Genomic DNA, 13844 nt, shown 5'->3' with positions numbered 1-13844 from the left:
TCTTTCGCTGGGACTAAAGCAATGTCCGCTCATAGTTTAGTGATCGTGGTGACAGAGTTTATGATCGGCAAGAGACGCGAGCACATAGCAGTTCTCTGACACTCCTTCGTCATCACAGCCCTTCGAAATCCGAACCAGCTCTTTTTCAAGAGCCCGTAGTCGTTTGATCTTTGCTCTTACTTCGGAAAGTTGTGAGACGGCGATGTCCGTTGCGGCTTGGCATGAACGATCCGGGTGGCCTTGAAGCACAATCAATTCGGAGATCGCTTCAATTGAGAAACCAAGATCGCGTGCATGCTTGATGAAACTGAGACGCTCTAGCCCTGCCACATCGTAGCGCCGTTGGTTGCCTTCGGTGCGTTCTGGTGCGGCAAGCAGGCCCATTTCCTCATAGTAGCGGATAGTCGGAACTTTGACCTTCGTGCGCTTGGAAAGCTCCCCGATAGAAAACATGAAAATACCTCTTGAACCTCTAGTAACTAGAGACACTACACTATGGTCACGACAGATACAAAAAGGGCTTCCCAATGTCAGCATGTTGCGGACACAACGCCAAATTCGACGGCGTATCAGACGACTACAAAAGGAGGCTGTGGATTGTCATTGCTCTGAACGCGGTGATGTTCGTCGTCGAGATGACTGCCGGTCACTATGCAAAGTCTCAGGCACTTCAGGCCGACGCTCTAGACTTCCTTGGGGATGCTTTGACCTACGGTATCTCGCTGGCAGTGATCGGGGCTTCAATCCGTGCACGCACCAATGCCGCTCTGGCGAAAGGGGTGAGCTTGCTGCTGATGGGTCTTTGGGTGTTTGGATCGACCGTGTACCGGGTGTTCTATGTCGGAGTGCCGGAGGCCGAGATCATGGGCATCGTTGGCTTTTTCGCTCTTATGACCAATCTCGCAAGTGTTCTCTTGCTCGTCCGTTACAAGGACGGCGATGCAAATGTGCGCTCTGTCTGGCTATGTTCGCGTAATGACGCCATTGGCAATGTGGCCGTTATGTTTGCAGCTTTAGGCGTCTGGGGCACAGCTAGCGGTTGGCCTGACCTGATTGTTGCGGCGGTCATGGCAACGTTGTTTCTTTCCTCTGCTTTCCAGATCGTGCGCCAAGCGCTCGCCGAGCGTCGGGAAGTTGGCGAACATGAGCATGTTTGACGTGGATTATGACCTTTGATCTCGAATGATACGAAATCGGCTCAATTTAGTTGGAAATACCAAGGACTCTCGCCATGAACCTGAAACGCCGCCAAGTACTGACTTACGCCGCTGGCTTTGCCAGCACAGTACCATTTGCCGCGTTTGCGCAAGACACGCCTTCCGTCCGTGTTCTCAAGGATCCGAACTGCGGCTGTTGCCAGGTTTGGATCGACATCCTGCGGCAGGAAGGCTTTCGCATTACCGAGGAGCGCAGCTTTGGAACACAGCTTGTCCGCCACAAATTGGACAACGGCATTCCCGAAGAAATGATGTCCTGCCACACAGGCGAGATCGATGGCTATATGATCGAGGGGCATGTGCCGGTTGCAGACATTCGTCGTCTGCTGGAGGAGCAACCCAGTGCTGTTGGACTTGCTGTTCCTGGCATGCCCTACGGTTCCCCTGGGATGGGGCCGGAAGATCGTCGTGAGGCCTACGACGTGTTTTTGATCCTCAAGGACGGTAGCACCGAGGTGTTCAAGAGTTACGAAGCGGCCTGAGGCGACGTTCATCGAGCGGAAACAGTAAGGAGGAGAAGATGACGAAGCTTGGATTACGCACTCTTACCTTAAGCGTTCTGTCTATCACCATTGCTACAGTGGGTTGCGCACAACAACAACGAGGAGATTGGTGGGGTCACGGGCCAATGGGATCTAACCACATGAGGTCTGAGCACATGCGTGGTTGGGGGCACGGCAATATGGGGCCTGGCCAGCAGCAGCGCATGCAACGACATTGGACGTATATGAACGAGGACGTGCCCGCAGCCTACCGCGGGGCTCGGAGCACCATTCGTGCAACGCCCGAGAATGTTTCGGAGGGCAAGACGCTATATACGGAAAACTGCGCAAGCTGTCATGGAGCTGAGGGTTTGGGCGATGGTGAAGCCGGACGTTCGCTCGCGCCCTCTCCCGCTCTCCTACGATGGTTCGTTCAGATGCCGATGTCGGGGGACGAGTACCTTCTTTGGGCAATTTCCGAGGGCGGCGAACGCTTCGGAACAGACATGCCAGCCTTCAAGGAAGCGCTGAGCGAAGAAGACCTTTGGAAGATCATCGTTTATATGCGTGCGGGGTTCCCTTGATCTGTCGTCAATCTGTTGGTTTTTGATGAGTGTTTTTGCTGTCGATACTATGACGACAATTCTCAGCAGGCATAAAGCTGACAATGCGCCATTCTAGTAAGCTTCACGGAAGCGGACATATATGTAAGTCGCAGCACGAGCAGGTTAGGGCTCTCTCCTGCCGTTCTCTGCATATTGAAGTAAGGTCCGGTTCGGCCGCGTCCTGTTACCCCCGTCAAGTGAAGGCGCTACTTTCAGCCCGTTTGGCTTTCATTTTCTCCATCGCCATATCTTTCGCTGACCGACTTTTCCGCTTTGCGACCGTGCGCTGCGCATCAAATGCCGCCTGAAGTTCCTGGTCTTTTTCAGAAACCTCTTTCACCGGGGCAGGGGCCGGTTTCGCATCAGCCACTGCCTTTGCCGTATCCTTGGCCTGCTCTTCAGCAAGATCCAGGTGTGTCCCTTTGATCTTTGGCGTGTCGCCACCAAGGAACTGCATGAAATAAGGATCTTCGAAATATCGAATCTTGTTCGCAATCACGGGCATCTTGCCTTCGCGGATCAGCACAACCTCGTTTTCCGGCAGACGACCAACGTGCTCTGGCCGGAGCAGCCGAATGCCTTCTTCACGCTCTGATATGCTGCCCATTTCCATCTTGCCGAGTGCTCGAGACTTCGACTTGCTTATGACCGTTTTGTCCCCGATGGACCTGGACACATGTTCGCGTACTTCGGAATCCTCTGAGGCGGCAAACATCTGGGTTCCAGCGTTTGCCAGCATCGCCCGCACACCCTCGTGCCCATAAATGTCCTGTAGGCGCGACAGTGTTTGCGAAATCACCACGAGCCTGCCCCCGAACGATCGCATGGTGTCATAGGCTTCAACAACGCGCTCAAGATGGCCGAGGCGTTGGAACTCATCGAGCAGCATCAAAACCTTGAACGGCTCATCTTCGCCCGGCTCAACAGTTTCGATGGTGTTCACCAGATCGAGGAAGAACAGGCGAATGAGCGTCCGGAACTCTTTGACCTTTTTCCCTGGCACGGAAAAGTAGATCGAGCTGGGGCGCCGACGCAGATCTTCAAAGTTGATGTCATTGCCCTGCGTGGCTCTTGCTACCGACGGGTTGCGCCAGAGCTGCAGGCCGGAGTTCAACATAACCGAAATCGTTGACCGCAGGATTTTGGATTCTTCGGCTGCAAGATTCAGAAACTCATCTGCAGCTCGCGCATATCCAACTTCTTCAGCCATTTTCTCATAGTCCTTTTGCTTGGTCGTTTTGACCAGGCGCAGGACTTCGGAAATGTATGGCCGCTTTCTTTTGATCGCCAGCATCGCCATTGCGCAGAACATGCCTTCAACACCACCCATAAAGCCCTGCGCGGACGAGCTGGGCGTGTCGAACATCTGAGTTGCAACCTGAATCACTTCTTCCCATCGCCGGTCCAGATTGTCGGCACGTGCTGCGCGGCGCAGAGGGTTGTAGCTGTGGCTTTTGTCGGGGTTCTCGGGGTCGAACATAAAAACCTCATCGCCCATTGCTGCCCGACGCGCGCCGGTTGTCTGGAAAATCTCGCCCTTGATGTCCAGGACGACGCAAGACCCATTGAAACGCAGGACATTCGGGATCACAAAGCCGCTGGTTTTGCCCGAACCAGACGGGGCAATGAACATCGCGTGCGGCTTTTGGACACCGGGGCCGGGCTTATAGTAGATCGCGTTTTTGTCCTTTGGCTCACCAAATTTGGCAAACACGATTTCACTATCCAATTTGTCTTTGAGCTTCAGAACCGACGCATAGCCTTCCTGGACGAGCTGAGGGGCCTTTGCAAAGGTCGCATCACCGTATTTCGTTGAGGGACCACGCAGCGCAGCCGCCACAAATGCAAAGGTCAAAACACCCACTGCGACCACCGCCACCAGACCCATGATCTGCTGCGTCTCTGCAGGCTGTGCCATGAACTTCTCTGGGATCGCCCAGATGTCCAGCCCGCGAAAGCCTCTGGTGTTGATGTATTCGAGAGCCAGCCCGACCACCAACACCGCGCAAGCCGAGGTAGCGATAAAGCCCATAGTACCGGCTATCGCGACCTTCTTGCCTTTGGGTAGATCCTGAAACTCAGCCATCGGTCAGCTCGCGTTTGAAGAAGCACACGATGCCAAACTCGGCAGGTACGACGCCGACCATTTCCCAACCGTCTTGCCCGAGCTTCGCAAACTTCTCGCCTGCATTTTCCTCTACCCGCATCAAGACATTACGATACTCAAATTTTTTCATTCTATTTCTCCTTCAGATAAGTTGATCAGCGGTCATCAGGGGTGGGAAGATCACTCCGTTGACCTTCCGTTCGTCACCGATTTTCTTCATGTGAACGATCATGTGAATGGTGGCCCGGATGTCATCGACCACTTCTGACTTTTGAACGGTCGGAGATCCGCGACGCACCATCTTGCTCATACGTCCAATGGCATCTACTGGTGAGTTGGCGTGCATGGTACAAACAGAACCATCGTGGCCGGTGTTCACCAGTTCCAGGAACATATTTGCGTCGTCGCCCCGAATTTCACCGCAGACGAGGCGGTCAGGCCGTAACCTCAGCGCCGATTCCAGCAGCTTTGTTGGTGATCGAGGGCCATCTTCTTCGGAACGGTCAGCAAGTAGATCGACAGAATTGGGTTGCTCGATGTCCAGCTCGGCCACTTCTTCAATCGTCACGATCCGTTCGCCAGGATCGACGCGCTTCAGCATTGCATTGAGAACAGTGGTTTTGCCAGACGAGGTGCCCCCGGCAATGATCACGTTCCATTTGCTTAGCATCGCAAGGTCGGCCAGCTCGTCAAAGTTCATTGTTCCGGCAGCGAGAGCAGCCCGAGCCTTTTCAAGCGCGCTGTGATCATTGTTTTCTGCCAACGCCGCCTCTTTGCTGGCGAAGCTGAACGCGCCCAGATCGACGGTTTTCACGCGGAGCAGGCGGATCGCCACGGACCCCACGCCGGTTGTTGCTGGCGGAATCACAACCTGCACCCGCGCTTTACCCTGCTGTGTCGGCACGTTGGCCGTCGCAATCGGCTTCTTTTCTCCGAATGTCACATCGCTGAATCCGGCCACGCAGCGCCCGATGTTTTCCACATCATCTCTGTTCAGAGTAATGTCTGTCCTGGTCATGTGTGTTGTGCCCATTTCTTCGACCCAGACCGATCCGTCAGGATTCACAGAAATTTCGCTCAGGCTTTCATCGTGCAACAGATGCTCGATCTTGCCTGTATAGTATTCCAGAAGGCTATTGCCGTTCCGCCCGCTCATGTTCTTGTCCTTGGTAGAGCACTTTTTTGAACACTGGAGGTTGCCTTCGCTGCATCTCGGCTTTGCCTCGAACACGAAGGCATCCACATAAGATTCATTGCTTCCAAAAAGTGCTGAATTTGCTTCAAAAAAGGCCGCTACCGCACTCGATCATGCTGGCAGCGGCCGGAAAGACTGCTGAGGCGGTCGGCTCATTGGCTCGCGCTCAGAAGCTATCGAACACAACGTCGCGCTGCAGGATGGCGTTGATGCGACTGCCCTGATCGACAAAGACTGTCGGAGTAATGCGCAGGTATTCATCAAGCGCCGCTGCCGTAGCGTTCTGCAGGTTAGACCCCACTTGCGTTGCCAGATCAGTGCGAACCGAGTTGTTGCTATCGTTGTCAGAGACCAGTGCCACCGGCGCAATGCCGATGATGGACAACAGCGCTGCAGTTCCGAACCGTTTCCCAAAGTGTGTGTTCACCCTGCCGGTCGCACCAGTCCGGCCTTGACCGTCCGTACCAGCCGATCCGACCTGAGTTGACAGGCCGTCAGGCGTGATGACACGGCTCCAAACGATCATGATGCGCGTTTGCGCCAATGTCGTGTCCGCTCGATACTCGCCAAAGAGCTTCGATCCGCGCGGCAGAAGCAAACGCGTGCCGTCCATCGAGTAGACGCCACGTGTAATCGTCGCCACGACACTGCCGGGCAACTCCGAGCTGACCGCGCCACCGAACACAGCCGACAAAACCGTGCCTTGCGTCAGGGTGCGCGACGGATCGTCAATGATCGAGGCCCCGACGATGGGGGGATATTCTTCGACCAGATTGTTTTGCCATGTCGTGTTTTGGTTTTCCTGATAGCCGCGTTGATCTTCAGGCAGGCGGGTGTCGTCTGGCTGGACTTGAACCGGCTGCGGCGCTGCAGGGAAGGGTTGGAAAATGACCGGCTGCGATCCACCATTGATCGGCTGGTAGTTTTGACCGGGTGCGTCCTGTGCCATCGCGCTTGAGGCCAACGTGACCAGGGCGAGGGTGAGTGCTGTTCTGTTCATCGTCAGCTCCATCAGTTTCTGCCGTATGGGTTTTCATCGAACACAATGCCGTCCGACTGGTTCTGCCGCTGGCGCATCTTCTTCAGTTCTTCGAGTCTGCGCCGCTCGTCATCGGTCAGACCTTGCGCCTGAAGGTGGCTTACGCTGGCAAGTGCCCGGGCCTCCGCATCTGCGATGGCCTGGGCAAGTTCCGTCTGGAACTTCTTCTCTCGCTCATCATATCTGACCTGAAGGCGTTCATTGGTCAGGTTCAGCGTTGCGATTTCACCGTCTTTTTCGGACAGCGAAACTTTGGCGTCCGTCAGCTCGTCTTGCAGATCGGAAATCCGACCGTTCTGTTGCTCGATAGTTTTCAAGGCTTGTTTCAGCCCTTCGGAATCGACCTGCGGCACTGTTGCCGGTGTTGCCACCTCAATTTCCTCGGGCAAAGCCTCTGGTTCCGGCTCATCGGCCTCTGGTCCCCGTGCGGTCAAAAGCCCGTATCGCTCGCCACCACCTTGTTGCAAAGCGTCAACGCGGACACCCGTGTTCGTGCTTTTGTTTTCATGGCCCATGACAAACCATACAAAGCCCAGGAACACCGCTCCTGCGATCGCAACGGTTATCAGCTTCTTTGGGTCGAACTTCTTCCGGACACGTTGCGACGGCTGTTCAGCCGCCGCCCGTGCCGCAATTGTCTGATTGCGATCCATTACTTGCTGCCCCCCGGTTTAACTGTCTGTGAAGTAACGGGCCTGCCCGTTGCACTCGCCTGCTGAAACGCGTCGCCATCGTTTCGTACACAGATCGAAGTGTCTTCGATGCGCAGTGTCCAAAGGTCGGAAAGGCCCTGCACCTGGATAATGCCGCGCTCTTTGACTGTGGTGTTCACCATCAGCTCGCGGCCATCAGGCAGGACACGGAAAATCCCCGGCAACTCCGCATCCTGCGGGATTTGCATATAGGTGTGAACGCCATCATCCCACACGGCGGTGGGCGCAAAGTCCGCTTTGCCCGAGCGCGAATAGTTCTGGTTCACAAACCGGCCAGTTGGCTTCGGCTCGCTCCGAGCGACTGTGCCGCGACGCGTTGTGGTCCCGCCGCTGTTGTTTTTGTTGTAGAACGTGACCCGAAATGGAACACGTTTGCGTTCGGCGGCGCTCTCGGCCGGAACCAGATAGAAGTTGTATGTCCCGCGATTGGTCAGGACGGTCAGGTTTGAATCCGAGTTCAGGATTTCTGGCTTGAACGCAATAACGCGACCTTCCTGCAGGCGGGTGATCTGAAAACTCTCAGTGTCGCCCGCGCCAATGCTGCGGACGGTCTCGCCCTGCGGAAAGTGAACATAGGTAATCAGGCGTTCACCTACAGTGATGCGGTACACCTGGTTCTCGACGTAATGGAAATGCGTGATGCGATGATCCGCATTCTTTCCGTCTGGCGTCGGTGTGATTTCAGCGAGCAGAGGCGTAGAGAATGCCAAAACTGCTGCGGCGGTGGCGGTGAGTGTTTTGAAAGAACGCTGCATCAGACCTTCCCTATGGCGTCTACGCGGTAGTTGGTGACGACGAAGCCGAACGGATTTTCCAGAAGCTCATCCATCGACGTCACGATTTTTTCCTCAAACCCGTAGGTCACAGTGACCACGTAGCGGGCTGAGGCCGTTGCTTGGTTTGGCACGATCAGGGACTTGCGGATCTCGACCTGCACCGTCTCATCGTTGACCGGCGAGACGCCCAGAATTTCGGTCTGCACCTTTGTCTTGGGCGTATAGATTTCGTCAGGATGGTTGTCGTTCGAACCGTCCCACAGTTCGCGGTAGGACGTTTCGGCCAGCTCATCAGAACGACGCAGCACCGATTTCAGGCGCTCGTTGTTGTCCTGGACATCATAGGTTTCCCGGTCGCGCACATAATTTGCGACTTCACGGAAGGCCATCGCCTCAGAAGGTTCCAGTTCTTCGACTTTTTCAGTCAGCAGGACCGGCAGTTTCGTGTCCGGATCAATGGAGAATGGCACCGCGCGGATTTCCTTCAGGGGAAGGAGCATCGCCCAGCCAATCATAGAGGCCACGCCCATTGCCATGCCGACCATGCCGAATACCTGCCATTTGAAGGCATCGCGGCGTGCGCCCAGAAAGAGTTCTTTTTCGTGATCTGTCACGTGTGACATTTGCTCTGTACCTCGATTTATGAAGATTTATTGGCGCGAGCTTGTCGAATGCTCTGCCGGTAACGGTCAGCGGCGTAGCTCTGACGAGCTGCCCCATCCTGATTTCGGGCTCTGTGCGCTATGTCCCGACGCGCTTGCATTGCGCGAGACGCGCTGTCACGAACGCCAGTCCCGTCACGTGCTGCGGAAGCCATAGCAGCGGCAGTTTTCCCACCGGCTACTGCACCCCTTGCGCCGTCGCTTGCAGTGCCCAATGCACTTCTTGCGGCTGCTGCAGCACCAGTTGCCACGGCAAGACCCGAGGATGCCGAAACGATTGCACCCGACATCCCGCCCGCGAGCGACGGGATCTGCGTGAGCATCACGATTGAAACAATGCAGATCGCCAAAAACCGGCCACTGGCCTCCATATTGTTCACATCCTCAACAGCGGTCAGTTCGGAGCTGAAAAGGGCCTGAATAAGAGAAACGATGCCTGTCAGAACGACGATGACCATGATCAGGCCAACAGTCGTTTTCGCCCAGGCTGCGAAGATATTGGCTGTTGCCGAGCTGAGCAGCGTTGCGATGAAAACAGGCGCTAGACCCAGCAGGACCGCTAGACCGCCTTTTGCGATCAGCGCCATGCCGGTGCCAAAAGCAACGATGACAGCCCCAACAACCCAGAGAATAGCCCCGGTGATGCTCAGACCCCAGGTTGCGTTTTCAATAGCCTGCTGGCCCATCAAGAAACACTGAAGCGCAATGTCATCGAGTGCTTCCCAGACATTTGTTGTGCCGGTCAGTTCTCCGGCAATCGTGTCTGGGAGGCTCGAAATGCCCTGATAAATGGGTTGAAAGAAGCTCCAGCTAGAAGCCATACCAATGATGATCGTCGCCCGAATGATCCAGCCGACATAGCCACCAAACCCGATTTCTCGGATTTGAAGCACACCGTTGATCAGCATTGCCACGAAGATCAGCGCGGCTATTGCCCAGAGGGCGGATGCTAGATCCGCCGCCAGGCTGTTGTATGCTTGCTGCGAGAAGTTATTTAGCGCAGCCTCAATCGAGCTGACGAAATCTTGGATCACGGCCCACAAGCCTCCTCAATTGCAGGGCGCAGAGCTTCCAGACGGGTCCGTTGCTCTTTTTTCAGCGCGGCAAGATTGTCGGACGGTTGGGTCCAAAACTCGTCTTGGTCAGCTCCGACCTTTTGGGCGGCGTCCTCACGGCTTAAACCGCCCAGCGGACATTCGGTGCTGAAGGTCTCGCCAGATTTGCGCAGAATGCATTGCTCGATGGTGGCCTCGTGCGCAGCGATGACCTGTTCATTCAGGATCACCACCGACCAGTTGGTCACAAGAGGCTGCTTGTCTGCGGATTGGCCCGCTTCGGCCATGCGCGCTTGATCGTTTTTGACGAATTGACGACCGTACTCACGCGCACCCGAGTACCCAAGGCACTTACGATATTCACCGAACGGCATATCGACCTTGGGTGATGGGCGCAGCTTCACCTGTGCCGATGCAGCCCCCGACATAACGGCGGCGGCTGCAATGGTCAGGATGAGAGTTGAGCGGAGTTTCATTGTGAGGTTCCTCGTACATAGTTGCTGAGTGTCGAAAGATCGGCAGCGGTTGCAGCCAGATCCGTGCCCGACGCCAGAGCATTAGCCGAGGTTGCGCGTAAGATTTCAATTTCAACCTGAAGGAGTTTAAGGAGAACCGCCGTGTTGTAGTCGATTGCATCCTTCAGATCTTCTTGCTGACCGATTTCACCGCGCAGCTTTTCTGCATCTTCGGAGAGCTGACCGGCCATGTCATAGCCATTCTCACCCAAGGCCGATGCCATCAAGCCAGCGCCACCTCGCTCCGAGAGAATGCGCCGGGCTGGCACGTCTGACGTACTGAATTCTTTAAGGATTCCATTGTTCAGCCCCAGGCTGATTGATCGGCGTTCCATCGCGAGTCCGGCGACGCCTGGAAGATCGCCAATCGTATCTTCGGTCGCGTTCAAGGCGTATCCAAGCGTGTCAGCTGCCGTTGCCAGTTTCAGAAAGCTGCGGCTGTTGAACTGGTCCAGATCCGTCAGACCACTGATGGTTTTGAGGGAGTTTTCGAGCAGTGCCCTCTGCTGCTCGAGCTTCTCATATTGTTGCATCAGCTGTTCGTATTGGCGGACCATTTCCGCGACTTCGCGGGCCGAATTGGCTGCGTCCTGTGCAATGGCCGTGGCGTCGATGGTCGGAACACCTTGGGCTGCCGTCATAACTGGCAGGGCGGCCAGAACCGAAACAGCAATGGTTGTGCGGAATTTCTTTGAAATATCCATCAGACAAACTCCAAGTTTTCAGGGGAGGTCATGCGCTCAAAGTCACAGGCGCATTTGCTGCGATAGCCCGAATAGGTGCTGGTGCAGGCCGAGACAGCGGCCAGAACTACAAGGGTGATGACAAGGCGGGCTTTCATGTGATTTCCTTCCAGAAGTTGGGGTTTTTTCGCCAGTCAGGATCAGGGAACGATTTTCCGTCTGATCCGCTCAGAACACGAAGAAGCGGGCCGAGCGCGCCGACATCGACATCGAGCCAAACACTCTCATCACCTTTCTTCATGAGCATTACGCGGTCGCCAAAATGCGCCCTCAGCGCGCCCAGCTCTGAATCGTTCAAGCCGATTGCCCGGTAGTCTGCTTCATTGCCGGATCGAGAGGGGAACAAGAGTTGCGTGCTGGTGTTTTCCAGGATCGACTTACTTGCCGCTGACGACAGGAGGTGATCGGGGATCTGCGTCATCATCATCATCATGACGTTCAGCTTCCGATACGTGGTGTAGGCATTTATGAGGATGCCAGCGCCATAAGGGTTGCCAGCAATTACCCATGCTTCATCAATCACAAAGACAGTGGGTATCTTGGTGGCGCAGCGGCGTTCAATCTGGCGCATGACGTAGCTGATCCATGCCAGCCGCACCAATTCGTCATCCAGAACCTCAGAAATATCGAACACAAGATGACGGTCGCCAGCAGCAAACGGATCTGAGCCACCCTCGCCAAACATCCAGGACAAGCGGCCTTCGCCCGCCCATTCACTTGCACGCTTGTACAGGTTCTTGTCATCGTCAAAGGCTCTGAACCGTTCCACCAGTGAATCGAAGTTCTGAAGCGCAGGCGGCAAAGTGGCATTGGCTTGGCAAGCCCTTGTGATTTCATCCTTCTGATCGGTGGTCAGTGGTTCGTCATAGCTCAATAGGGCAATGACCCAATTGGCGAGCCAGCTTTGCCCAGCCTCATCCGTCTCGGTTTGAAATGGGTTCATGCCTGTTGGTTCACCAACTCGGACGCGGGTGTACTGTGCGCCGAGCGCCCGCATTGGAGCCTCCATTGCCCGGTCTTTGTCAAAAGCGATGATCCGCGCGCCCTGTGCCACCGCCATTGTCGCCAGCAGCATCGCGATCACAGTTTTACCCGATCCGTTCGGCCCCAGAATGATTGTGTGGCCGGAGGGCAGGTTTTCAGCGTCTTTGCTGGTCTTGGGAAGGTGCAGCGAAACATCGTAGCTGTCCCCGTGTGTCGTCGGGAAAGTCGCCAATGGCCCCGGCCAAGGTAGCTTTTCCGCATCCAACCCTTTGGGGCGCATGTGGAACGCAACCATATCCGCAAAGTTCTGGTCCGTGATCAGTTCTTCACGGGCGCGGAACGCGAAATTGCCGGGGTGCTGTGCGAAGTACACGGCACGGGCCGACATCGCTTCGCGCTTCACCGTGCCACCCGAAATCTGGATTTCACCGATGATGTGTTTTTCGGCGGTTTTCAGATCTTCCTCGTTCCCAAACACGCAGATCGACAGGTGGTGCTTGCCGAGTGACATGGTGCCGGAGGCAATGCCGTCCGCCAGAATGGACAAATCCTCTTCAAGCGACTTTGCCTTGTCGCCTGCCGAGCGCATTTGTCCCGACTTGCGGCGTTCCATTTCCTGCGCCTGGGCGCGGCTGATCGGCAGGAAGGATTGCGAAATCACGACATCAACCGGCAGGTCTAGCCCGTCGAAAATGCCGGGGAACGAAGCCATCGGGTAATTCTTCAGGGAATAGACACGGATGGAGCGTTCCTGATCGTCGCCCGTGACCAGTTTGCCGCGCTTGCCCTGAAACAGCACATCCTCTTGCGGCATGTTGAAGGCGATGGGTTCTGCAATGTTCGTGTGAATGATCGGCTGATACCGACCGTTCAACAGCATTCCATAATAGCCGAGCCAACGCCCCTCGCTGAGCTTCAGCCGGCGCATACGGGCCTCGCCCAGCGTGCCCGCCAGTGTTGTGAACACACCGTCGAGCTGTTCCATCATTTCGCGGCGTTCCTCGTCTATCGTTCCAGACGACATGCCGAACATCTGTTTTGCCCGCTCATCCTGCCGCTTTTGCAGAATGGCGCTGATGATGATCTTGCGTTCTTTCAGCTCTGCATCGACGGACGCTGAGCGCATGGCCTGCGCCACTGCACCGGCAAAGCCGGTTGGATCTGTGATGACATGACCAGTCTCAGCTGGGACGGTCAGTCGATGAACATAAAAGGCCACCTCATTGGGTGTCGTGCGCAATACACGCTCAAACCGTTCGGCCAGGAACTCGAACTCGTTTTCGTCCAGCGTGTTTGCGTTGATTCCGGTGATTTCTGCAGCGGCGATGAGGCCACCGTTGCGTGTAGAAATGACCTCATCGTCCACGACATAGCCATACGGCAACATCTGAAAGAGGCTCATTTCATCCTTGCGCCAGCTCGGCTCGATCAACGAGCGGGCAAGGGTCCACAAATCCTGTGCAGCAGGCTTAGGCACTATAGTAATCTCCCCCATGATGCTGGCGGTTTTTGGTGCGCGGAGTTTTGGAAAGGGTTACGGACAGGACGCGGAAGAAAGCCGGTTCCCATTCGTAAAAGAGGCGAAGCCCGGTGTAGAAAACAAAACCCGCAATGATTGCTGGCGCTATCCCGAACATGAAGAACGAAAGCATGGTCATCCCGAGGATCACCAGCAGATAGATCACGGGTAAGCCGCCCCATTCTGCGGGGCGGCTCAGGCCGCGAAAGACCGTATTGCGGCGCGGCATCAA

General features: G+C 55.6%; 17 protein-coding genes. 3 read left to right on the top strand and 14 right to left on the bottom strand.

Annotated elements, in window-relative coordinates:
• Nucleotides 1-36: 36 nt before the first annotated feature.
• Nucleotides 37-453: a MerR family transcriptional regulator gene (locus ACR0AM_RS17805; RefSeq protein ID WP_170417773.1), complete on the bottom strand. Its 417-nt coding sequence runs from the start codon at nucleotides 451-453 to the stop codon at nucleotides 37-39.
• Nucleotides 454-527: 74 nt separating this feature from the next.
• On the opposite strand from ACR0AM_RS17805, the gene ACR0AM_RS17800 reads away from it, so the two are divergent.
• The 3 genes from ACR0AM_RS17800 (at nucleotide 528) to ACR0AM_RS17790 (ending at nucleotide 2283) form a co-directional block, all read left to right on the top strand.
• Nucleotides 528-1157 (top strand): cation efflux transmembrane domain-containing protein, encoded by a 630-nt coding sequence (locus ACR0AM_RS17800; protein WP_170417770.1) that lies wholly within the window; start codon nucleotides 528-530, stop codon nucleotides 1155-1157.
• 74 nt (nucleotides 1158-1231) lie between these two features.
• Entirely contained in the window at nucleotides 1232-1699 is a 468-nt protein-coding gene (locus tag ACR0AM_RS17795; protein ID WP_170417767.1) for a DUF411 domain-containing protein, read from the top strand.
• Between the two features lie 224 nt (nucleotides 1700-1923).
• Nucleotides 1924-2283: a c-type cytochrome gene (locus ACR0AM_RS17790; RefSeq protein ID WP_170418003.1), complete on the top strand. Its 360-nt coding sequence runs from the start codon at nucleotides 1924-1926 to the stop codon at nucleotides 2281-2283.
• Nucleotides 2284-2497: 214 nt separating this feature from the next.
• Here ACR0AM_RS17790 and ACR0AM_RS17785 read toward each other — a convergent pair whose 3' ends face one another.
• The 13 genes from ACR0AM_RS17785 to ACR0AM_RS17725 all read right to left on the bottom strand — a co-directional run bounded on the left by ACR0AM_RS17785 (nucleotide 2498) and on the right by ACR0AM_RS17725 (nucleotide 13841).
• Nucleotides 2498-4390, bottom strand: a complete 1893-nt coding sequence (locus ACR0AM_RS17785) for a type IV secretory system conjugative DNA transfer family protein (RefSeq protein WP_152460673.1) — start codon at nucleotides 4388-4390, stop codon at nucleotides 2498-2500.
• On the bottom strand, nucleotides 4383-4541 hold the full coding sequence (locus tag ACR0AM_RS17780; RefSeq protein ID WP_152460674.1) for a DUF4177 domain-containing protein: 159 nt from the start codon (nucleotides 4539-4541) through the stop codon (nucleotides 4383-4385). Before ACR0AM_RS17780 ends, ACR0AM_RS17785 begins: the two co-directional genes overlap by 8 nt.
• Nucleotides 4542-4553: 12 nt before the next feature.
• Nucleotides 4554-5567: an ATPase, T2SS/T4P/T4SS family gene (locus tag ACR0AM_RS17775; RefSeq protein WP_152460675.1), complete on the bottom strand. Its 1014-nt coding sequence runs from the start codon at nucleotides 5565-5567 to the stop codon at nucleotides 4554-4556.
• A 205-nt stretch (nucleotides 5568-5772) separates the two neighbouring features.
• Nucleotides 5773-6606: a TraB/TrbI/VirB10 family type IV secretion system protein gene (locus tag ACR0AM_RS17770; RefSeq protein WP_170575215.1), complete on the bottom strand. Its 834-nt coding sequence runs from the start codon at nucleotides 6604-6606 to the stop codon at nucleotides 5773-5775.
• Between the two features lie 11 nt (nucleotides 6607-6617).
• On the bottom strand, nucleotides 6618-7298 hold the full coding sequence (locus tag ACR0AM_RS17765; RefSeq protein ID WP_152460677.1) for a hypothetical protein: 681 nt from the start codon (nucleotides 7296-7298) through the stop codon (nucleotides 6618-6620).
• Nucleotides 7298-8113, bottom strand: a complete 816-nt coding sequence (locus ACR0AM_RS17760; protein WP_152460678.1) for a TrbG/VirB9 family P-type conjugative transfer protein — start codon at nucleotides 8111-8113, stop codon at nucleotides 7298-7300. The genes ACR0AM_RS17765 and ACR0AM_RS17760 overlap by 1 nt, the downstream gene beginning before the upstream one ends.
• Nucleotides 8113-8757, bottom strand: a complete 645-nt coding sequence (locus ACR0AM_RS17755) for a VirB8 family type IV secretion system protein (RefSeq protein WP_152460679.1) — start codon at nucleotides 8755-8757, stop codon at nucleotides 8113-8115. The genes ACR0AM_RS17760 and ACR0AM_RS17755 overlap by 1 nt, the downstream gene beginning before the upstream one ends.
• Nucleotides 8758-8774: 17 nt before the next feature.
• Nucleotides 8775-9830 (bottom strand): TrbL/VirB6 family protein, encoded by a 1056-nt coding sequence (locus ACR0AM_RS17750; RefSeq protein WP_152460680.1) that lies wholly within the window; start codon nucleotides 9828-9830, stop codon nucleotides 8775-8777.
• Nucleotides 9827-10327: a hypothetical protein gene (locus ACR0AM_RS17745; RefSeq protein ID WP_152460681.1), complete on the bottom strand. Its 501-nt coding sequence runs from the start codon at nucleotides 10325-10327 to the stop codon at nucleotides 9827-9829. Before ACR0AM_RS17745 ends, ACR0AM_RS17750 begins: the two co-directional genes overlap by 4 nt.
• Complete coding sequence (locus ACR0AM_RS17740; RefSeq protein ID WP_152460682.1) at nucleotides 10324-11070, bottom strand: type IV secretion system protein; 747 nt, start codon at nucleotides 11068-11070, stop codon at nucleotides 10324-10326. Before ACR0AM_RS17740 ends, ACR0AM_RS17745 begins: the two co-directional genes overlap by 4 nt.
• A complete protein-coding gene (locus ACR0AM_RS17735; RefSeq protein ID WP_170425207.1) occupies nucleotides 11070-11207 on the bottom strand; it encodes a hypothetical protein in 138 nt (45 codons plus the stop codon). The genes ACR0AM_RS17740 and ACR0AM_RS17735 overlap by 1 nt, the downstream gene beginning before the upstream one ends.
• Nucleotides 11204-13570: a VirB4 family type IV secretion/conjugal transfer ATPase gene (locus ACR0AM_RS17730; protein WP_170634634.1), complete on the bottom strand. Its 2367-nt coding sequence runs from the start codon at nucleotides 13568-13570 to the stop codon at nucleotides 11204-11206. The genes ACR0AM_RS17735 and ACR0AM_RS17730 overlap by 4 nt, the downstream gene beginning before the upstream one ends.
• Entirely contained in the window at nucleotides 13563-13841 is a 279-nt protein-coding gene (locus ACR0AM_RS17725) for a VirB3 family type IV secretion system protein (protein WP_152460684.1), read from the bottom strand. The genes ACR0AM_RS17730 and ACR0AM_RS17725 overlap by 8 nt, the downstream gene beginning before the upstream one ends.
• Nucleotides 13842-13844 lie beyond the last annotated feature (3 nt).

The sequence above is a fragment of the Ruegeria sp. AD9 genome (assembly GCF_056542305.1).
The sequence above is the reverse complement of the archived record's forward strand: the minus strand, read 5'-3'. Positions and strand labels throughout refer to the sequence as shown.